The following is a 20,066-nucleotide window of genomic DNA, read 5'->3' on the forward strand; positions in this document are numbered from 1 at the left end:
TGGTTTCTAACCACATTGTTTGGTTGACGCTGACCTTGCGAAATCTATTTGAATGTCGGTCAGGACACAGAACCTGTGGGAGCGGGCTTGCTCGCGAATGCGTCGGGTCAGTCGACATCAATGTTGGCTGATCGACCGTATTCGCGAGCAAGCCCGCTCCCACACAGGAGCGAGCCCTGTCCAACAAAACCTCTGTTTATGCGCCCTTGGCCGACGGCAGTTTCGATACCAGGCGCAGCGATACGGTCAGCCCTTCGAGCTGATAGTGCGGGCGCAGGTAGAACTTGGAGTTGTAGTACCCCGGGTTGCCTTCGACTTCTTCGACGATCACTTCGGCCGCTGCCAATGGATGCTGGGCCTTGGTGGTCTCGGTGGAGTGCGCCGGATCACCGTCGACGTAGTTGAGGATCCAGTCCTGCAACCAGCGCTGCATCTCGTCCTTCTCTTTGAAGGAACCGATCTTGTCGCGCACGATGCACTTCAGGTAATGAGCGAAACGGCAGGTGGCGAACAGGTACGGCAGGCGCGCGGCCAGGTTGGCGTTGGCGGTGGCGTCCGGGTCGTCGTATTCGGCCGGCTTCTGCAGCGACTGGGCGCCGATGAAGGCAGCGAAGTCGGTGTTCTTCTTGTGCAGCAGCGGCATGAAACCGTTCTTGGCCAGTTCCGCTTCACGGCGATCCGAAATGGCGATTTCGGTCGGGCACTTCATGTCCACGCCACCATCATCGGTAGGGAACGTGTGGGCCGGCAGGTTTTCCACTTCGCCGCCCGACTCCACGCCACGGATGCGCGAGCACCAGCCGAAGTGTTTGAACGAACGGTTGATGTTCACCGCCATCGCGTAGGCGGCGTTGGCCCAGGTGTACTTGGAGCTGTCGGCGCCGTCGGTGTTTTCTTCGAAGGCGAAGGCTTCCACCGGGTCGGTCTTGGCGCCATACGGCAGGCGCGCCAGGAAGCGTGGCATGGTCAGGCCGATGTAGCGCGAATCTTCCGACTCACGCAGCGAACGCCAGCCGGCGTATTCCGGGGTGGTGAAGATCTTGGTCAGGTCGCGTGGGTTCGACAGTTCCTGCCACGAGCCCATGCCCATCACGGTCGGCGATGCCGCTGCGATGAACGGGGCGTGCATGGCCGCGCAGACTTTCGACAGTTCGCCCAGCAGTTCCACGTCCGGTGGCGACTGGTCGAAGTAGTAGTCGCCTACCAGGCAGCCGTAAGGTTCGCCGCCGAACTGGCCGTATTCTTCTTCGTACATCTTCTTGAAGAGCGGGCTCTGGTCCCACGCGGTGCCCTTGAATTTCTTCAGGGTCTTGTGCAGGTCCGGCTTGGAGATGTTGAGCACGCGGATCTTGAGCTGCTCATCGGTCTCGGTGTTGTTGACCAGGTAGTGCAGGCCACGCCAGGCGCTTTCCAACTGCTGGAAGTCCGGGTGATGGATCACCTGGTTGACCTGGGCGGTGAGCTTGGCGTCGATGGCGGCGATGATCGATTCGATCGACTTGATGGCGTCGTTGGACACCAGGTCAGTCTGCGCCAGTGCCTGCTCGGCCAAGGTGCGCACGGCGGTCTCGACGGCTTCGCGGGCACGCTCGGTCTTGGGCTTGAATTCTTGCAGCAGCAGGGACGCGAACTCACTGGTTTCTTCAGTGGCGCCCAGGTTCTGCGCGCCTTCGCGGGCTGTATTGTCAGTCATGATCATTGGTCCTGTGCTGGCTTCGGCGCGCTCGCCAGGGCCTGCAACAGCGCTGGGTCCTTGATCGCCTTCATGATGATTTCTTCGGCACCGGTCTTGCCGTCCATGTAGGTCAGCAGGTTGGCCAATTGGGTACGCGCTTCGAGCAACTTGTTCAGCGAGTCGACCTTGCGGGCCACGGCCGCTGGGCTGAAGTCGTCCATGCTTTCGAACGTCAGGTCCAGGCTCAGGTTGCCTTCGCCGGTCAGTTCGTTGGGGACATGGAACGCTACGCGCGGCTGCATGGCCTTGAGGCGCGAGTCGAAGTTATCGACGTCGATCTCGAGGAACTTGCGATCGGCCACCGGTGCCAGAGGCTCGGCGGGCTTGCCGGCGAGGTCGGCCATCACGCCCATGACGAAGGGCAGTTGGACCTTTTTCTCGGCGCCGTAGAGCTCGACGTCGTACTCGATCTGCACTCGAGGCGCGCGGTTGCGCGCGATGAATTTCTGAGAACTTTGCTTCGCCACGTTGCTGCTCCTGGTCGCTTGAGCGACGGTGTTGGCGTCATCGGGGGTGCCGGTGACGTGACTGCGTGATCCGCTCGCTTTTTATTCGCTGTCTGGGCCGCGCAGGTTTTCAAATTGACTCATGCCGTCTGGAATCAGGTTGCGCACGATGGTTGCAAAGTCGGCGTTGACCAGAGCCTTGGCCCGGTTCAGCAGCACCGGTAGCGGGCTGGAGGGCTCGTGACGGCTGTAGTAAGCGAGAATACGTTCCAGGCTGCGCTGCACGTCATCGCGATTGTTGATCTCTGCGCTGCCGCTCGGGCCGGTGTTGCGCGGCATGCTCTGCGCGGTGGCGTATTCAACCGGCGCGGTGGCGTCATCGCCGGTGGCATCGGGCAGCTCGCTGTCGCCGCTCTGCGGGGCGAACTGGCCAAGGATCTGCAAGGCCATCTTGAGTGGCTGCTTCAGCGGGCCGAGGTCCACGCCCTGGGCGGAACCGACCTGGTCGCTGACCTGCTGCTCGATGGCTTCGGCGGCGCTGCGAGCTTCCAAGAGGGCGGCGCGGGTGATTTCCAACTGCTCGGGATCGCTGTCGATCAAGGCGCCGGCGAGCTGTTCGGCCCCCAGGCTTTCATCGGCGAAACTTTGCAGGCCGCTGGCGTTGGCGGCGGCGCGCAGGCTGACGCTGCCGAAGGTTCGCGAACGGGCCAGGATGCTTTCGCGCAGCAGGCGAATGGTGACCTCGGACGTCAGGCCGGCGAGGGCATTGATGCGCACGGTGGGGTCGTTGTCGTCATCGGCGTCCAGGCGCGGATGCAGGTCGGCCCAGTATTGCTTGAGCAATTCGCTGATCAGTGTCAGCGAGCGGGCAAGGCCCGGAATGCCCTCAAGGGCCAGGGAACTCTGCAACAGGAAATGGGTGATGCGCAGGTCTTTGCTGCGTTGCAGCAAGTCCAGGCTCTGTTGCTGGATGCTGCGCCATTCAGGAGGTTCGGCCGGCAAGATCGAGTCGCCCATGCTGCGCTCGGGCTGGCCTCGGGAGTCACGTTCCAGGCGCAAGAAATCCGCGTCATATTCCAGGTCTTCACCGCACGGCGAAGTCGCGGAAACGGCGGCGAGCAGCAAAGGCACATCCACTTGGATCGATCTCCCTATCACCCGCTGAAATAAGTCGGGCAGTTCACACGTAAGTTCCGAATGAAACTTCACATGTTTCCTTGACGGTAATGGCGCTTCAGACTCGCAATGATCTTAAAGTGCCATCATGTATATTCAAGAAGTTGTGCATTTTTGGTGTAGTACTTATCGCTTGTCAAGGTAAGCTATTTCGCCATTGTATCCGCCATGTAACAGTTGTGATGGGCTTAACAGCCTGCCCGACCCGTAGGTCGAAGCAGCAACAGACGTGGGGTTTTTGTCACGCAAGCCGGTTATGATCAGCAATCATGCTGGCAAAAAGCCGTTCCAGGGCTGTCGGCAAGGTTGTGAGTGGGTGGTAGGGGCTTGAATCCCGCTGCACCCGCCCGCGCGCGAAGTATTCAGCAAGGAGGCAAGATGCCGCTGTGTTTGACTATCACTAGTTATCACAAGATTACCCCAGGCCAGTGTTCTGAAAAGTCCATGGATCAGGGGGTGATGGCAATTGGCCGCAATTCCGATAATGACTGGGTACTACCGGACCCTGAACGTCTGGTTTCCGGCAAACATTGCGTTATCCAATACAAGGACGGGCGCTATTACTTGACCGATAACAGCACTAACGGTGTGGAATTGGTCAAGGCCGGTATTCGCCTTCGCAAAGGCAACAGCGAACCGCTGCAAGATGGCGAAGTGATCCGCATCGGCGATTATGAAATCCAGGCGCGCGTCGATTTCAGCCTGCCGGTCACCGACAGCAACCCGTTCGCCGAATCGCCCAGCAGTTTCGAGGCGTTGATGGGGCGCCAGGGCGCAACCCCGGCTTCACCCGCGCCGATTCAAGTGGCCTCGCCGGCACATTTCCAAGGTGCTTCGGCCATGGATACCCTGCCGGACCTGTTCGATTTTCTGACCCCGACCAGCGTCCCGCCGGCCACCCAGCCTGATCATGTTCCAGCCGAGCAACACGATTTTCGCCCACCGACGCCGATTCCCCGTCCGAGCCCGCCGCCAGTGGCCGAGCCGGTGATACCGCCATCGGCCTCGGTGATTCCGGACGACTGGGACCCTTTCAGCGACCAGCCTGCGCCCGTGGCCGTTGCGCCTACGCCTATCACGCCGCCGCCGGTAGTCGCGCCGCCGCTGCCGGTAGTGCCGCCGGTGATTGAGCCAATACCGACGCCCGTTCCCCAAGTGCCGGTCGCTGAAGTCACTGCACCCACCGAACCGACGCCCTTGCGCGAAGCACCGGTCGCTCGCGTCGAACCTGCGGCCAGCCCGGTCGAGGCCTCGCAACCCGACCTGCTGCAAGCCTTCCTGCGCGGTGCCGGGCTGGACCAGTTGCGCTTGGACAAGGCCCAGGCCGAGGCGCAGATGGAAAGCATCGGTCGCAGTTATCGGTTGATGGTCGAGGGCCTGATCGATGTCTTGCGCGCCCGCAGCAGCCTCAAGGGTGAGTTCCGCATCCAGCAGACGATGATCCAGCCGGTGGAAAACAACCCGCTGAAATTCGCCCCCAATGTCGATGAAGCCCTGCTGTTGCTGTTGCGCCACGGCAACCAGGCGTTCATGGCGCCGGACGTGGCAGTGCGCGACAGTTTTGATGATTTGCGTGCCCATCAATTGGCCGTGATGGCCGGGGTGGAAGCCGCTATCAAGCATTTGCTGGCGCGCTTCGAACCGGCGCAGTTGGAAGAGCGCATGGGCAAGCCCGGTGGGCTGTCGAGCATTTTCAATGGCTCGCGGCAGGCCCAGTACTGGCAGCAGTTCACCGAGCTCTACAGCAATATTTCCCGCGAGGCCCAGGAAGATTTCCAGGACCTGTTCGGGCGTGAATTCAGCCGTGCCTACGAAGAGCACAGCACGCGACAGCGACGCCGCTGACCATCGCCGCACCCAGACATTTTTCATAAGCACACAACGGATAGCTCAAACGTCATTGAGGACGCAGGATGATTCCCAGGTTTTTACTCGCAGTCGCCGCCGCGCTTCTGCTGACGGCGTGCGCCAAGGATGCCGACAAGTCCCAGCCTGAAGAAGCTGAGGCAAACACCGCCGCCGTCGAGCTGCATTTTCATGCCATTGCCGGGCTCAACCCCGGCGCCACCGGCCAGCCGGCCCCCGTGCGGGTGCGCATCTTCGAACTGAAGAATGCCGCCACCTTCGGTCGTTCCGATTATTTCGCTCTCGCCGAACGCGCCCAGGCAACGCTCGGCCCCGACCTGATCGACCAGGACGAGGTGCTGATCCAGCCGGGCCAGCAGTTGAGCCTGCAACGCGACCTCGACCCGGCCACGCGGCACATCGGAATACTGGTGGGCTATCGCGAGCTGGACCAGTCGCTGTGGCGCACGGTGATGAATGTCCCGGCCCGCGAATACACCGAATACCAGATCAGCCTCGATGTGCGCGCCGTGCGCAGCGCCGTCGTCGTTCCCCCATCCAGCCCTGCCCAATAAGCAATCGGAGCCCCCATGTCCTGGAACAATCGCGTGGTCTGGTCGGAAGGCATGTTCATTGGAACGCAGCACTTCCAGCAGCATGACCGTTACCTGGAAAACCTCATCGACGCGCGCAGCCGCCCGTTATCGGCCGGCGCCTGGGGTTTTTCCGAATTGCTGATCGACCAGGGCCTGCTGGCCCAGGGCAAGCTGGCGATTATCTCGGCGCGCGGCCTGTTGCCGGACGGCACGCCCTTCAACATTCCCCAGGACGACCTGGCACCGACCCCGTTGAACGTCGACGATAACCTGCGCGATGGCCTGGTCTATCTGGCCCTGCCGCTCAAGCGCGCCGGCGCCCGTGACACCGTGGATGAAGGCGAAGACCTGGGGGCCGCGCGCTACGTTAGCCAGGTGAGCGAAGTGCGCGACGACAATGCGCCGTTCGAAAACCGCGCGCCGGTGGCCCTGGGTTCCCGGGCGCTGCGCTTGTTGACCGCCCAGGACGGAATCGGCGACTACGCCGCCATCGGCGTGGTGCGCATCAAGGAAAAGCGCGCCGATCGCGCGCTGGTGCTCGACGACAGCTACATCCCGCCGTTGCTGGATGTGGCGGCTTCCAAACCGCTGGCGGCGTTTCGCAGCGAACTGCTGGGCCTGCTGCATCAACGTGGCGAAGCCCTCGCCGGGCGGGTAGTGGCGTCGGGTGCCGGCGGTGCTTCGGAGATTGCCGATTTCATGCTGCTACAACTGGTCAACCGCGCCCAGCCGCTGATCCAGCACCTGAGCCAGTTGAGCCCCTTGCACCCTGAACGCTTCTACAGCGAGCTGGTCAGCCTGGCCGGGGAGTTCTCCACCTTTACCGCGTCTGGGCGACGACCGCAGGAATACCCGCAATACCAGCACGACGACCTGACGCTGAGCTATGCGCCGGTGATGCAGGCGCTGCGTGAAGCGTTGTCGATGCTGATCGACAGCAAGGCCACGCCGATCCCGATTGTCGAGAAAGCCTACGGTATCCACGTGGCGATGCTCGCCGACAAGACCCTGCTCGACAGCGCCAGTTTCATTCTGGTGGTGCGTGCCGATGTTCCCGCCGAAACCCTGCGCGGCCGCTTCGGCCAGCAGAGCAAGGTCGGTTCGGTGGAGCACATCCGCGACCTGGTCAACCTGCAACTGCCGGGCATCGGCCTGCTGCCGTTGCCGGTGGCGCCACGCCAGCTTCCGTACCACGCAGGCTCCACTTATTACGAACTCGACCGGGGCAGCGACCACTGGCAGCAGTTGAGCAACTCTGGTGGCTTTGCGTTCCACATCGCCGGCCAGTTCCCTGGGCTGAACCTGGCGTTCTGGGCGATCCGAGGATAAACCGCGATGAGCAACGACGATCGTACCCAGTTCATGCCGACGCCCGGTGGCCGTGGCGCGGATCCTTTCCGCCCGGACGCTGGTCGTGGGCAGCCGTCACCGGCGCCGGCTCCCCTCTCGATGCCAGCCGCTCCGGTACTGACCGGTAAAGCCCAAGGCCTCAACCCGTTGGAGAATGCTGCAGGCCCGCTGCTGGCCCTGCTGACGCGCTTGCGCAGCACCATCGCCCACCCGGCACCCGCCAGCCTGCGTGCGCAACTGCTGGCGTACTTGCGCCAGTTCGAAGAGCGCGCCGAGGCCGCCGGTGTGGTACGCAATGAGGTGCTGCTGGCCCGCTACGCCTTGTGCACTGCGCTGGATGAAGCAGTATTGAGCACGCCCTGGGGCGGCACCAGCGACTGGGGCAAGCAAAGCCTGTTGATCACTGTGCATAACGAAGCCTGGGGCGGCGAGAAGGTCTTTCAACTGTTGGAACATTGCCTGCAAAGCCCGCGCGAGCGCCTGTATCTGCTGGAGCTTTTGTACCTGTGCATGTGCCTCGGTTTCGAAGGACGCTACCGGGTGATGAACGACGGCCGCAGCCAATTGGAAGCGTTGCGTGAACGCACCAGCGCAGTGATCCGCAGTGCCCGGGGTGAATATGAACGTGAGCTGTCGCCGCACTGGCGCGGCGTCACCGTGGCTCGCGATCGCCTGGCGCAGTTCATGCCGCCGTGGATCGCCGTGGCCATCGGCGTGGCATTGCTGCTGGCGCTGCTGTTTGGCCTGCGCATGAAACTGGCCTCCGATGCCGAACCGGTGTTCAAGAACATCCATTTCCTCGGTGAAATCCCGGTGCAGGCCATCGACCGCCCCGTGGTGCAGCCGAAGGTCATCGAACGTCCACGCCTGGCGGGCTTTTTGGCCGATGAAATCAGGGCCGGTCGGATTGCCGTGGAAGATGCCGTCGACCGCTCGGTGGTGACCATCCGTGGCGATGAACTGTTCGCCTCGGGCAGCGCCAGCATCAAGGACGATTTCCAGCCGCTGATGCTGCGCATCGCCGATGCGGTGCGCAAGGTCAAGGGTCAGGTCCTGGTGACCGGCCACAGCGACAATCGCCCGATTGCCACCCTCAGGTTCCCGTCCAACTGGGCGTTGTCCGAGGCGCGAGCCCAGTCGGTGCTGCAAATTCTCTCGGCCAAGACTGGCCAGCCCGAGCGCTTCAGCGCCGAAGGCCGCAGCGACACCGAGCCGCTGGCGTCCAATGCCACGACCGAGGGCCGTGCGCGCAATCGTCGGGTTGAAATCACAGTATTGGCGGAGGGGGTCGAGTGAAGGCGTTTTTCAGTTTTATGACCCGCTGGGTCATTCCATTGCTGGGGCTGATCGCCCTGAGCCTGATCATCTGGTTCGTCGGCCCGCTGCTGGAGTGGCTGGTGCCCGAAGGCCGGCGCTGGGCGTTGATCATCCTGGTGTTCGCGGTGTGGATCGCCTACCGGGTGTTTCGCATCATCCAGGCCCGCCGCCAGGCCGCCGAAGTCATGCGCAGCCTGGCCGCGCAAACCCCGCCCGACCCGACCAGCGTCGCCACCGCCGAGGAGCTCGAAACCCTGCGTCAGCGCATGGACGAAGCCCTGGCGCTGCTCAAGAAAGCCAAGCTGGGCGGTGACGAGCGCCGCAACCTCTACGAACTGCCGTGGTACGTGATCATCGGCCCGCCGGGTTCGGGCAAGACCACCGCGCTGGTCAATTCCGGGCTGCATTTCCCGTTGGCCGCGCAGCTGGGTGCCGGCGCGGTACGTGGCGTCGGCGGCACGCGCAATTGTGATTGGTGGTTCACCGACCAGGCCGTCCTGCTCGACACCGCCGGCCGCTACACCACCCAGGACAGCGACGCGACGGTGGACAAGGCCGCGTGGCTGGGCTTCCTTGGCCTGTTGAAAAAGCAGCGGGCCCGGCGTCCGATTGACGGCGCGTTCATCGCCATCAGCCTGTCGGACCTGCTGCTGGGCAGCGACGCCGAGCGCGCCGCCCATGCCGCCGCCATACGCTTGCGGATCCAGGAGCTGTACACCCAATTGGGCGTGCGCTTCCCGATCTACCTGATGCTCACCAAGCTCGACCTGGTGCCCGGGTTCATGGAGTACTTCGATACCCTGAGCAAGGAAGAGCGCGCCCAGGTCTGGGGCATGACCTTCGCCCTGGACGATGGCAAGAGCAACGACAGCCCGCTGGCGCACCTGCAAAGTGAATTCGCCGGCCTGGAGCAACGTCTCAACGACCGTCTGGTGGAGCGCTTGCAGCAAGAGCGCGACCCAGCACGGCGCGATCTCATCTATGGCTTCCCACAGCAGTTCGGTGCCTTGAAAGATTGCCTGCAAAGTTTCCTCGAGGGCGTGTTCAAACCCAACGCCTTTGAAGAGCGCGTGTTGCTGCGCGGCGTGTACTTCACCAGCGGCACCCAGGAAGGCAGTCCGATCGATCGCCTGATCGGGTCCATGGCCCAGAGCATGAACCTGGACCGCCAGCACCTGGCGCGCCAGACCGGCACCGGGCGCAGCTACTTCATCGAAAAACTCTTCACCGCCGTGGCTTTCGCCGAGCGTGGGCTGGTGGGCGTCGATCCGAAGGTCGAGCGTCGGCGCAAGTGGATCGCCCGCGGCGTGCTGGCCTCGACCGTGGCGGTAGTGCTGGTGGTCGGGACGTTGTGGTGGATCAGCTACCGCGCTAACCAGGCCTACATCGCCCAGGTCGACCAGAAAGTCGCGCCATTGGGCCAGACCGTGCAGAACCTCAGCCCGGCGCAGCGCGATGTGCTCGCTGTACTGCCGTTGCTCAACGCCGTGAAGCACCTGGCCGACGACGCGCCCGACTGGGCCGAAGGCCTGGGGTTGTACCAGGGCGACATGCTCGAAGCCGAGTCCGGCAGCGTCTATCGCAAGCTGCTGATCGCTGTGTTCGCGCCGCGCCTGTTGACGCGTGTCGAAGAGCAACTGCACAGCGGCGGCAATTCGGACTTCCTCTACGAAGGCTTGAAGGCCTACCTGATGCTCGCCGACACCGAGCACTACGATGCCGACTTCATCAAGGCCTGGATTGCCCTGGATTGGGACCGCAGCCTGCCGCGCGACTTGCCGGCCGAGCAGCGCCAGGCGTTGAGCGGGCACTTGCAGGCGCTGTTCGAGCGGCGTCCGCCGACGGCGCGCCTGGACCCACGGCTGATCGAAGACCTGCGTCGGCAGTTGCAGCAATTGCCTGTGGCTCAGCGTGTCTATGACCGCATCAAGCGGCAGAAACTGCCTGAGGGCATACCGGACTTCCGCATCAACGAAGCCGCCGGGCGTGACGCTGCGCTGGTGTTCAGTCGCAAGAGCGGCAAGCCACTGGGCGAACCTTTGAGCGGGTTCTTTACCGTCAAGGGCTACCGCCAGGGCTTCTTGCTCGCCAGCTTGAGCCAGACCGGCACCCTGGCCGAAGAGCAATGGGTGTTGGGTCAGGAGCAGGCCGATCAGCAGAACGTCGCCAGCCTGGCCGCCGATGTACGTCGCCTGTATTTTCAGGACTATCTGCGCCAATGGGACGCCTTGCTGGCTGATATAGACTTCGTGCCGATCACCAGCGTGGCCCAGGCCGCCGACGTGCTGCGAGTGATTTCCGGGCCGACCTCGCCGTTGAAAAAATTGCTGGTGGCGGTGGCGAAGGAGACTGACCTGCAACAGGACGAACGCCTGCTGGCCGCCCAAGGCGCGCCGACGGGAGGCGGTGTGGACAAGCTCAAGGAGCGCCTCGGCAGCTTGCTTGGCCAGGAACAGGCCGCGCCAAACGCACCCCAGGCCAGCGACGACCCGATCACTGCGCACTTTGCTGAGCTCAACAGCATCGTCAGCAAGAATGAAGGTGAGCCGGCGGCCATCGATGGTTTGCTGGCCGACATGAACGCCTTGTACGTGCAGGTCAGTGCCATGGTCGGCGCGAGCGGCGACGCCTTGCTCGGCGAAGCCAAGAACCAGGCCAGCGCAGCCGCCACCCGGGTCAGCCTCAACGCTGAACGCCAACCGCCGCTGGTGCAGGGTCTGGTCAAGTCGGTGGTCAACTCCACCACCAACAGCATGATGGGCGGGGTGCGCAACCAACTGAACGCCGCCTGGACCAGCGAAGTGGTGAACATCTATCGCCAGTCCCTGGCCGGGCGTTATCCGATGTCACCGGGCAGCGCGCGGGACGCCACCCTGGATGATTTTGGCCAGTTCTTCGGCGTTGGCGGGGTGATGGACAACTACTTCCGCAAATACCTGCAACCCTACGTCGATACTTCGACCCCGACCTGGCGCTGGCAGCCGGGCGCGGCGCAGAAGCTCGGCATCGCCCCAGGCGTGCTGCAAACCTTCCAGCGCGCCGCGACTATTCGCGATGCGTTCTTCCGCGCCGGTGGCACCCAGCCGATGGTGCGCTTCGAGCTCAAGCCAGTGGCGATGGATTCGACCATCACCCAGTTCCTGCTCGACCTCGATGGTCAACAGTTGAGCTACGACCACGGTCCGAGCCGCCCGACCGCCATGCAATGGCCGAACCCGGGCAGCATCGGCGTGGTGCGGATCTCGATCATGCCGCCGTCGTCCAGCGGTCGCTCCGGCATCACCCTGGATGGGCCGTGGGCCTGGTTCCGCCTGTTGGAACAATCGGACCTGACCGCCGGCAACTCGCCGGATCGCTTCAACCTGCGGCTGCGGGTCGATGGCGCCAGCGCCTCTTATGAGCTGCGGGCCAACAGCGCCTTCAACCCGTTCAAGAGCCGGGTGCTCAGCGGCTTCAGCCTGCCGGAGCGGCTATGAGTACGCCGGGCTTCTATGGAAAGTTGGCCAGCCGCGGCGATTTCGTCAGTCGTGGTTTGCCCCAGAGCTTTGTCAGCCCGTGGGATTCGTGGCTGGCGGCGGGGTTGCTCGCGAGCCAGACCAGCCTTGGCGAACGTTGGCTGGATGCCTATCTGGTCAGCCCGTTGTGGCGCTTCATGGTCGCGCCTGGCGTTTGTGGGCCGGACGCTGCCGTCGGCGTGGTGATGCCGAGCATCGACCGGGTCGGCCGGTATTTCCCGCTGACCGTCGCCGTGTTGCTGGAGCCCGACGCCGATCCTGCTTCGATTGTGGGCGGCGCGGACGCGTGGTTCGAGCGGGTGGAGGATCTGTTGCTGAGCACCTTGAATGTGGAGGCCAGTTTCGAAGCTTTCGGCGCCGCACTGGAAAGCCTCGATAGCCCGCTGTTTCAGCCGCGCACCCCAAGCAGCCGTTTCGCCAGCCTGCACCGTTTCGATGCCACCGACCCGCAACGGCGAATGAGCGCCCTGGCCGAGTCGGCCTGCGAAGGCGCGAGCCTGTGGTGGGGGCTGGGTTCGGAGCGCATCGCGCCCGGTTTGATGCGCTGCCAGGGCCTGCCGGCCGCTGCTGATTTTGCGCAATTTTTGCTCGGCCAAGAAGGTGTTGTGTAGATGCGTCCAAGTGCCGGAAAAGCATTCAAGTCTGCAAGCAAGAGCCACGTCGGCATGGTCCGCCAGGTCAATGAAGACGCCTGCCTGGACCTGCCGGAAAACGGCCTCTGGGTCGTGGCCGATGGCATGGGTGGCCACGCGGCGGGCGACTACGTCAGCAGCCTGATCGTCGACAGCCTGCGCAGTATTGCCGCCGGCCGTTCGCTGGATGAATACGTCGCAGCGCTGCAAAGCGACCTGCTGCGGGTCAACGCCGCCGTGCGTGAGGAAACCGCCAACCGTGGCGTGACCATGATGGGCAGCACCGTGGTAGTGCTCGCCACTCGTGACCTGCGCGGCATGTGCCTGTGGGCCGGCGACAGTCGCTTGTATCGCCTGCGCGATGGCGTGCTGGAAGGTATCTCCCGGGATCACAGCTACGTCCAGGACCTGCAGGACAGTGGCCTGCTCAGCGAGGCCGAAGCCCGCGTGCATCCACGGGCCAACATCGTCACCCGCGCCATTGGCGTCGAAGCGCAACTGAACCTGGCCTTGGTCGAATTGCTGCTGGTGCCGGGCGACAGCTACCTGCTGTGCAGCGACGGGCTGAACAAGACCGTCGAAGATGAGGAAATCCGCGAAGTGCTGAGCCACGACGAGCCTGGCGAAATCGCCAGCAGCCTGGTGTCCCTGGGCCTGATGCGCGGTGCGCCGGACAACATCACCGTGGTTGTCGTGAAGGTGCCTTCATGAGCCTCGCCTTGAACATTGTCATCCCCGGCTACGACATCGAGGGCGGTATCGGCGAAGGCGCGATGGCCAGCGTCTATCTGGCGACCCAGCGTTCGCTGGAACGCAAGGTCGCATTGAAAATCATGGCTGCGGCATTGGCTGCCGACCCGACGTTCTGCGAGCGCTTCCTGCGCGAAGGCAAGACCCTGGCGCGCCTGTCGCACCCGCACACGGTCACCATCCATGACATCGGCAATGTCGGTGAGCTGTACTACATGGCGATGGAATACCTGCCCAACGGCACCCTCAAGGAACGCATCGCGGCGGGCCTGACACCGGAGCAGGGCCTGACCTATATTCGCCAGATCGCCTCGGCGCTGGGTTATGCCCACGGGCTGGGCCTGGTGCACCGTGACGTCAAGCCGGCCAACATCCTGTTCCGTGCCGATGGTACGGCGGTGCTCTCGGACTTCGGCATCGCCAAGTCCCTGGACGACCGCACCCAGTTCACCCAGGCCGGTTTTGCCGTCGGCACCCCCAGCTACATGAGCCCGGAACAGGCCCGAGGGCAGGACATCGACGGCCGTGCCGACTTGTACGCCCTGGGCGTGGTGCTCTACGAAATCCTCGTCGGCGAACTGCCGTATACCGGCAACGACGCGCTGTCCACGGCCCTGGCCCACCTGACCGAACCGCTGCCGGAATTGCCGGTGCACCACGGCCGTTATCAGGAGGTGTTGCGCAAGCTGTTGGCGAAAGACCCGGCGGAGCGCTTCCCGGATGCGGCGGCATTGTTGCGCGCACTGGATAATCTGCCTCAGCAATCGCCGGAAGCGACGCTGATCCGGCCGCTGCACATCGCTCCAAAAGGTCTTGGCGATGATTTGGCCGGGCTGACACCGGTGTCCATCGACATTCCAACCGGGCCGGCGCAACCACAATCGCAGCCCAAGCCCGTGCCGCCACCGGCAAAGCCGACGCATCAATCCTCCGTCTCGGAGCAACGCAAGGGGCCGGTGTTCGCCTTGGCCGCCGTTGCGGTCGCCGTGGCGCTGGCCTTGGGTGGCGCAGGTTATTGGTGGTTGTCCGGTAATGCTAAACCTGAGACCAAGCCGCCGACTGCCTCGACGTCGTCGGTGAAGACGCCCGAAGTGTCTCCACCGAAAACCCCTGAGGTGCCGGTCGTCAAACCTCCCGTGTCACCGCCGGTGAAGCCACCCGTGGCGGCCGAGGCCGACGGTGGCCAGCGTCCGCTGCTGATGGCCGGCAAGAAAACCCTGTTCCAGCGCGTGCTCAGCAAGCCGGGGGCGAAACTCGCCGACGAGCCGGGCGCTGCGCCGGGCAAGGCGTTGCCGGCGTTTTCCGTGCTGTACGTGTATCAGCGCAAGGACGTCGACGGCAGCCCGTGGGTGCGGGTCGGCGCGGCCACTGACGGGCGCAGCGACGGTTGGTTGCCGGCCGCCCAAGTCAGCGACTGGAAGCAAAGCCTGGTGCTCAAGTTCACCGAACGTTCCGGCCGTGCGCCGGTGATGTTCCTGCGTCAGCCTGGCGAAGTGGAAAAACTCCTGGCTAACCCCTCGGCGGCCAAGAACGTGTTGCTCAAGGCCCAGCAGAGCCCCCAGGAGGACCAGCAAGTGTTGGCCCTGGAACCGGCCGCCAGCGCCGTTCCGCAGAGCCAGTTCTACCTGTTGCCGATCTTCGATTCCCGCGAAAGCCTGGATGAAAACGGCCAGCCGGTGCAGTTGCTGAACGTGGCGTCCATCGACCCAGGCAACGCCCCTCGCGCCGCAGGCAACACGCCCATCACCACCGCCAACGCCGACGCGTTCCGCACGGCCGTGGTGCTGGTGGTGGACACCACGGTGTCGATGCAGCCCTATATCGATCAAGTACGCGACGTGGTTCACCAGTTGCAAACCCGTATCGCCGAGCGTGGCGAGTTGGACAGTGTCAGTTTCGGCATGGTGGGTTTCCGCAGCAGCATCAAGAAAACCCCCGGCCTGGAATACGTCGCCAAGACCTTGATCACTTTGGAACAGGGTCGCGATCCGCAACGCTTCGTGGATTTGGCGCGGCAGGTCAAGGCGTCGACAGTGTCGAGCCATTCGTTCAACGAAGATGCGTTTGCCGGGGTTATGGAAGCCGTCGAAGGCATGGACTGGTCCGGTTACGGCGGGCGTTTGATCCTGCTGGTCACCGACGCCGGTGCCCTGCGCAAGAACGATCCGTTTGCCGCCACGCAAATGAACGAGGCGGAAGTACGCCAAGCGGCGCTGGGCAAACAGATCAAGATCTACGCCTTGCATTTGCTCAGCGATGCCGGCAAGAAAACCCATGCCGGCGCCCAGAGCCAATACCGCATCCTCACCGCCGACGCCAACCCGCAGATCGGCGACCTGTACATTCCGGTGCCGGGCGCCGATGTGCGCAAGTTCGGCGAACGTGTCGACGAAATCGGTTCGGTGTTCGCCGACCTGGTGCATCAGGTGCGTAGCAACAAACCGCAAAACGTACCGCTGTTGAGCGCCGCGCCAAGCCTGGCCGATAAATCGGCGGCGGTGGGCTACGCGATGCACATGGACTTTTTGGGGCGTAAATCAGCCAGCCAGGCGCCGCAACTGGTCAGCGCCTGGACCGCCGACCGTGACCTGACCAACCCGGCGCTGCCGGCGTTCCAGGTCTGTGTGATGCTGACGAAGCTGCAACTCAACGACCTGCAGCAATCGCTGAAGCTGATTGTCGACGCGGCCCGCAAGACCCAAAGCTCGCCCAAGGATTTCTTCCAGGAAATCGCCAGCGCCAGTGCCTACATGAGCCGCGACCCATCGGCCTTGCGCAAGGGCGGCAACCTGGCCTCCGGCGGGATTCTCGGCGAGTACCTGGAAGGGCTGCCGTACCGCAGCAAGTCGCTGAACATGACCCAGGATTTGTGGTTGTCGTTGAGCGTGGCCGAACAGGAAGACTTCATCGACGAGCTGGATTCGAAAATCCGTCTCTACGAAACCTTCCACAACGACCTCGCCAACTGGGTGCGTTTCGGCGATGCCGAGCCGGGCGACGCCTTGTACCGCGTTCCGTTGTCGACGCTGCCATGATGCTGAGCCTGAGCGCAGTGCACAAAAGCCGGGGCACCGGCAGCCAACGCTACAGCCTGGTAATCCCAAGGCTGCAACTGCGCGTCGGCGAACAGCTGGCCGTGGTCGGTCCCAGCGGCTGCGGCAAGAGCACCTTGTTGGATTTGCTGGCGCTGGTGCTCGCACCCGATCAGGCCGGGCAGTTCGATTTCACCCCCACCGATACACCGCTGGACATCGCCAAACTCTGGCGTGGGTCGCAGCAGGGCGCCCTGGCTGACTTGCGCAGCCGGCACCTGGGTTATGTGCTGCAGACCGGCGGCCTGCTGGGTTTCATGGATGTGCGCGGCAACATCGAGCTGTCGCGCAAGCTGCTGGGGTTGAAGGATGACGGCAGCGTGACGCGCCTGGCCGGGCAACTGGACATCGCCGACCAATTGGCCAAGAAACCGGCGGACTTGTCCGTTGGCCAGCGCCAGCGGGTCAGTTGTGCCCGTGCCTTGGCTCACGGACCACGCCTGTTGCTGGCGGATGAACCGACCGCCGCCCTCGACCCGCTGAACGCCGAGCGCGTCATGCAATTGCTGGTGACCCAGGCCCGCGAACACGGTGTGTGTTGTGTCGTCGCCACCCACGACGAAACGCTGGCCCGCGCCAGCGGTTTGCAGGTGCGTCGCATCAGTTGCCGTCGCGACGATGACGGCGGCGTCACCGCCACCCTCGGGGAGGCATGCTGATGCGCAGCGCGTTGGTGGCCTCCCTGGCCTGGCAGGATTACCGCAACGATGCCTGGCTGTCGGCCTGTTCGGTGCTGGCGCTGGTGGCGGTGGTGGCGCCGTTGCTGGTGATGTTCGGCTTGAAATTCGGCCTGGTCAGCAGCCTCACCGAGCGCTTGCAGAACGACCCGGCCACCCGGGAAATCATTCCCTTGGGCGGTGGCCGTTTCAGTGCCGAATTCATCGAGCAATTGGCGCAGCGCAGCGACGTCGCCTTCGCCTTGCCGCGCACCCGGCAGATTGCCGCGACAGCCGATTTGAGCGGCGACGCAGCGGCCGTCACTGTGGAAATGATCCCCACGGCAGCCAACGATCCCTTACTCGAACGCCGGCCCGTACCTCAAGGCCTGGATCAAGTGGTGCTGAGCCAGACCGCCGCGGAAAAACTCGGTGCCAAGGCCGGCGATTGGTTGCAGGCCAGTTTCGGTCGGCAGGTGGCCGGTCGCAGCGAGGCGCAGCGCACGCGGGTTCAGGTGTTGCACGTACTGCCGCTGGAAGCCTTCGCCCGGGACGGGTTGTTCGCGCCGCTGGCGTTGCTGGAAGCGGCGGAAGATTACCGCGACGGTCGTGCCGTGCCCGCCTTCGGCTGGCCGGGAGAGGCGGTGGGTGTGGCCGGGCAGCGGGTGTATCCGGCGTTTCGGCTGTACGGGCGCAGTCTCGGCGATGTCGAGCCGCTGCGGCAGTATTTCGCCGGGCAGAACCTGTTGGTGTCCACCCAGGCCCAGACCATCGCACAAGTGCAATCGCTGAGCCGCAATCTGTCGATCGTGTTCTGGATCATCGCGGGGCTGGCCTTGGCCGGAGCGTTCGCGGCGATTTTTGCCGGTGCCCTGGCAGCGGTCGAGCGTAAGCGTCGGGAGCTGTCGGTGTTGCGCCTGTTGGGGGTTTCCACGGCGGCGCTGTTGTTGTTCGTGGTGTTGCAGGCGCTCTACAGCGCGACCTTTGCGGCCCTGTTGAGCGCCGGCCTGTATGGCCTGGCGCAGTCGGGCCTGAACTCTTTATTTGCGCAGGTGCCGGGCGAATACGCCAGTCACTTGCTGGTGCGTCACTACCTACTGGCCCTGATGGCCGTGCTCGGCGTCAGCGCCGTGGCGGCGGCGTGTGGCGGCTGGCGAGTGGCGCGCATCCAGGCGTGTGAAGGAATCCGTGATGTATAAGTTATTGGGCGCCGCCGTGGCGCTGAGCCTGGCCAGCCTGGCCTGGGCCGATGAAGGCAGCGACAAGCTGGACAACCCCAAGCCGTTGCCGGACGACGTCAGCCTGCCGCTGCCGTGCGAAGGGCAGATGGTCTTCCGTTACGTCTACATCCTTGCCCAGGGCACCCTGGATGACCGCGAGATCAGCCTCGGTTATCCGTTCAGCGAAGGCGAGGCGGGCTATCAGCAATCGTTCATTTCCGGCTACCGGCGCGACTTCATCAATGGCCAGTTCACTCTCAAGGACCTGCCCACGGATTGGAACAAGACCATCACGCCGCTGATGCCCAAGACCGATGCCAAGACGCCGCTCAAGCCGATGCTGTACTTCATCGGCAAGTACGAGGTCACCGCGCGCCAGTACGCTCAAGTCATGGCCCAGGCGCAATCGTTGGCCAGCGGCGAACCGGCACCGGCCTGCGAAGCCTTGCAGGCCGATTTGCCCCAAGGCGTAGCCGGGCGCCTGCCCAAGGTGAAGCTGTCGAAGTTCGAGGCCGAGCGCTTCTCGGCGGTGTACAGCGCCTGGCTGATGAAATACCACAAGGACCTGCTGCCGGTGAGCGGTCGCGGCACCTCCGCCGAAGATGGCGGGCTGGGTTTCGTGCGCTTGCCGACCGAAGTTGAATGGGAGTTCGCTGCTCGCGGCGGGCAGGCCGTCAGCCGTCAGGATCTGGAAGGGCGTCTGTTTCCCCGGCGTCTGGAAGGCAGTGAAAGCGACGGGCCGCTGGCCGATTGGGCGGTGTTCAACCAGGTCGCCGGCGGCACCGGCCAAGCGGCGCGGTTGATGCCCATCGGCACCAAGTTGCCGAACCCCATCGGCCTGTTCGACGTGGTCGGCAACGCGGCGGAAATGGTCCAGGAATCGTTCCAACTGGTGCACGCCGGTCGCCGTCAGGGCGCCTATGGCGGTTTCGTGGTCAAGGGCGGTAACTACCTGGAAGGCGAGGGCACGTTGTTCACCGGCATGCGCCGCGAATACCCGCTGTTCACCGCCGACGGCACCGAGCAAAGCAACGAAACCACCGGCTTTCGCGTCGCCGTCGGGGCGTTGTCGGCGCCGCGGTCGCGCTACAAGGAATTGTTTGCCCAATGGCAGAAAGAAGGACGTCTCGCGTCCCTGACCGACGCCATCGATGACGCCGACGATCCGACCAAACGCCTGGACAGCATCATCGCCGCCAGCGTCGACCCGCGGCTGCAAGCCGAACTGGGGCTGGTCAACGAAGAGCTCAAGCGCAACGTCTCGCTCATCGCCCAGCAGCGCGAGGAAGCGGCGGGCAACCTGATCCAGTCGTCGGCCCTGGTGGCCGAGACCGTCAATAACTACAACATTCGCCTGACCAATCTGCAGAACAGTCGGCAGGTGGCCCTGGACGCCAAGGACGAGGCCAGTGCGCAGCTGTTTGCCACGGCCATCGATAACGGTCGCAGTGCGCTGGATGGCGCAGTGGCGATCTACATCGACAACTTGGCGACCGGCACGCGCTACACCGATGCCGTGATCCAGGCGCAGTTTCAACGCATCAAGGAAGAATTGGAGCGCAAGCCGGTACTGGGCAAGAGCCTGGTGGCGCGTGCAACGTTATTCGTTCGTCATGTCGGGGATTATCGTCAGCAAAAACGAGCCGACCCGGCGGCGATATTGAAGGAATTGCTCGCATCGAGCGCTCAGCGGTCTTGAGCCTTCGTTGTCAGCGAGCTTGGAAGGGACTCAGGCG

Annotated in this window: 14 protein-coding genes; 11 read left to right on the plus strand and 3 right to left on the minus strand. The window is 63.8% G+C overall.

Annotated features, from left to right (window positions below; genetic code table 11):
- Positions 1-196: 196 nt before the first annotated feature.
- The 3 genes from tssC to tssA all read right to left on the minus strand — a co-directional run bounded on the left by tssC (position 197) and on the right by tssA (position 3,318).
- Positions 197-1,693 carry a type VI secretion system contractile sheath large subunit gene (gene tssC, locus PFLQ2_RS26685; protein ID WP_003177229.1) on the minus strand — a complete coding sequence of 499 codons (1,497 nt, stop codon included), beginning with the start codon at positions 1,691-1,693 and terminating at the stop codon, positions 197-199.
- A gap of 2 nt (positions 1,694-1,695) precedes the next feature.
- The gene (gene tssB, locus PFLQ2_RS26680) at positions 1,696-2,202 is read right to left on the minus strand and encodes a type VI secretion system contractile sheath small subunit (protein WP_003177230.1); all 507 of its coding nucleotides are present in this window, start codon (positions 2,200-2,202) and stop codon (positions 1,696-1,698) included.
- Positions 2,203-2,283: 81 nt separating this feature from the next.
- Positions 2,284-3,318, minus strand: a complete 1,035-nt coding sequence (tssA, locus tag PFLQ2_RS26675) for a type VI secretion system protein TssA (protein ID WP_003177231.1) — start codon at positions 3,316-3,318, stop codon at positions 2,284-2,286.
- Between the two features lie 417 nt (positions 3,319-3,735).
- Between tssA and tagH the strand changes: the two genes are divergently transcribed.
- From tagH to PFLQ2_RS26620, 11 genes are all read left to right on the plus strand, one after another.
- Positions 3,736-5,202 (plus strand): type VI secretion system-associated FHA domain protein TagH, encoded by a 1,467-nt coding sequence (tagH, locus tag PFLQ2_RS26670; RefSeq protein ID WP_003177232.1) that lies wholly within the window; start codon positions 3,736-3,738, stop codon positions 5,200-5,202.
- A gap of 68 nt (positions 5,203-5,270) precedes the next feature.
- The gene (gene tssJ / locus PFLQ2_RS26665) at positions 5,271-5,777 is read left to right on the plus strand and encodes a type VI secretion system lipoprotein TssJ (RefSeq protein WP_003177233.1); all 507 of its coding nucleotides are present in this window, start codon (positions 5,271-5,273) and stop codon (positions 5,775-5,777) included.
- Between the two features lie 15 nt (positions 5,778-5,792).
- Positions 5,793-7,127, plus strand: coding sequence for a type VI secretion system baseplate subunit TssK (gene tssK / locus PFLQ2_RS26660; RefSeq protein WP_003177234.1), 1,335 nt, complete (start codon positions 5,793-5,795; stop codon positions 7,125-7,127).
- A gap of 6 nt (positions 7,128-7,133) precedes the next feature.
- Positions 7,134-8,444: a DotU family type VI secretion system protein gene (locus tag PFLQ2_RS26655; protein WP_003177235.1), complete on the plus strand. Its 1,311-nt coding sequence runs from the start codon at positions 7,134-7,136 to the stop codon at positions 8,442-8,444.
- Positions 8,441-11,941: a type VI secretion system membrane subunit TssM gene (gene tssM / locus PFLQ2_RS26650; protein WP_003177236.1), complete on the plus strand. Its 3,501-nt coding sequence runs from the start codon at positions 8,441-8,443 to the stop codon at positions 11,939-11,941. Before PFLQ2_RS26655 ends, tssM begins: the two co-directional genes overlap by 4 nt.
- Positions 11,938-12,591, plus strand: a complete 654-nt coding sequence (gene tagF, locus PFLQ2_RS26645) for a type VI secretion system-associated protein TagF (RefSeq protein WP_003177237.1) — start codon at positions 11,938-11,940, stop codon at positions 12,589-12,591. Before tssM ends, tagF begins: the two co-directional genes overlap by 4 nt.
- The gene (locus PFLQ2_RS26640) at positions 12,592-13,323 is read left to right on the plus strand and encodes a PP2C family protein-serine/threonine phosphatase (protein WP_003177238.1); all 732 of its coding nucleotides are present in this window, start codon (positions 12,592-12,594) and stop codon (positions 13,321-13,323) included.
- A complete protein-coding gene (locus PFLQ2_RS26635; RefSeq protein ID WP_033045873.1) occupies positions 13,320-16,397 on the plus strand; it encodes a serine/threonine-protein kinase in 3,078 nt (1,025 codons plus the stop codon). The genes PFLQ2_RS26640 and PFLQ2_RS26635 overlap by 4 nt, the downstream gene beginning before the upstream one ends.
- Positions 16,397-17,113 carry an ABC transporter ATP-binding protein gene (locus PFLQ2_RS26630; protein ID WP_003177240.1) on the plus strand — a complete coding sequence of 239 codons (717 nt, stop codon included), beginning with the start codon at positions 16,397-16,399 and terminating at the stop codon, positions 17,111-17,113. The genes PFLQ2_RS26635 and PFLQ2_RS26630 overlap by 1 nt, the downstream gene beginning before the upstream one ends.
- Entirely contained in the window at positions 17,113-18,309 is a 1,197-nt protein-coding gene (locus PFLQ2_RS26625) for an FtsX-like permease family protein (RefSeq protein ID WP_003177241.1), read from the plus strand. Before PFLQ2_RS26630 ends, PFLQ2_RS26625 begins: the two co-directional genes overlap by 1 nt.
- Positions 18,302-20,029: a formylglycine-generating enzyme family protein gene (locus PFLQ2_RS26620; protein WP_003177242.1), complete on the plus strand. Its 1,728-nt coding sequence runs from the start codon at positions 18,302-18,304 to the stop codon at positions 20,027-20,029. Before PFLQ2_RS26625 ends, PFLQ2_RS26620 begins: the two co-directional genes overlap by 8 nt.
- Positions 20,030-20,066: the final 37 nt, after the last annotated feature.

The organism is Pseudomonas fluorescens Q2-87 (assembly GCF_000281895.1).
Lineage (GTDB): Bacteria > Pseudomonadota > Gammaproteobacteria > Pseudomonadales > Pseudomonadaceae > Aquipseudomonas > Aquipseudomonas fluorescens_S.

What these genes read in the sequence shown, in the direction of transcription:
- tssC (WP_003177229.1), bottom strand. Translation starts at nt 1,693, where the DNA reads ATGACTGACAATACAGCCCGCGAAGGCGCGCAGAACCTGGGCGCCACT.
- tagH (WP_003177232.1), top strand. Translation starts at nt 3,736, where the DNA reads ATGCCGCTGTGTTTGACTATCACTAGTTATCACAAGATTACCCCAGGC.
- tssJ (WP_003177233.1), top strand. Translation starts at nt 5,271, where the DNA reads ATGATTCCCAGGTTTTTACTCGCAGTCGCCGCCGCGCTTCTGCTGACG.
- tssK (WP_003177234.1), top strand. Translation starts at nt 5,793, where the DNA reads ATGTCCTGGAACAATCGCGTGGTCTGGTCGGAAGGCATGTTCATTGGA.
- PFLQ2_RS26655 (WP_003177235.1), top strand. Translation starts at nt 7,134, where the DNA reads ATGAGCAACGACGATCGTACCCAGTTCATGCCGACGCCCGGTGGCCGT.
- tagF (WP_003177237.1), top strand. Translation starts at nt 11,938, where the DNA reads ATGAGTACGCCGGGCTTCTATGGAAAGTTGGCCAGCCGCGGCGATTTC.
- PFLQ2_RS26640 (WP_003177238.1), top strand. Translation starts at nt 12,592, where the DNA reads ATGCGTCCAAGTGCCGGAAAAGCATTCAAGTCTGCAAGCAAGAGCCAC.
- PFLQ2_RS26635 (WP_033045873.1), top strand. Translation starts at nt 13,320, where the DNA reads ATGAGCCTCGCCTTGAACATTGTCATCCCCGGCTACGACATCGAGGGC.
- PFLQ2_RS26630 (WP_003177240.1), top strand. Translation starts at nt 16,397, where the DNA reads ATGCTGAGCCTGAGCGCAGTGCACAAAAGCCGGGGCACCGGCAGCCAA.
- PFLQ2_RS26625 (WP_003177241.1), top strand. Translation starts at nt 17,113, where the DNA reads ATGCGCAGCGCGTTGGTGGCCTCCCTGGCCTGGCAGGATTACCGCAAC.
- PFLQ2_RS26620 (WP_003177242.1), top strand. Translation starts at nt 18,302, where the DNA reads ATGTATAAGTTATTGGGCGCCGCCGTGGCGCTGAGCCTGGCCAGCCTG.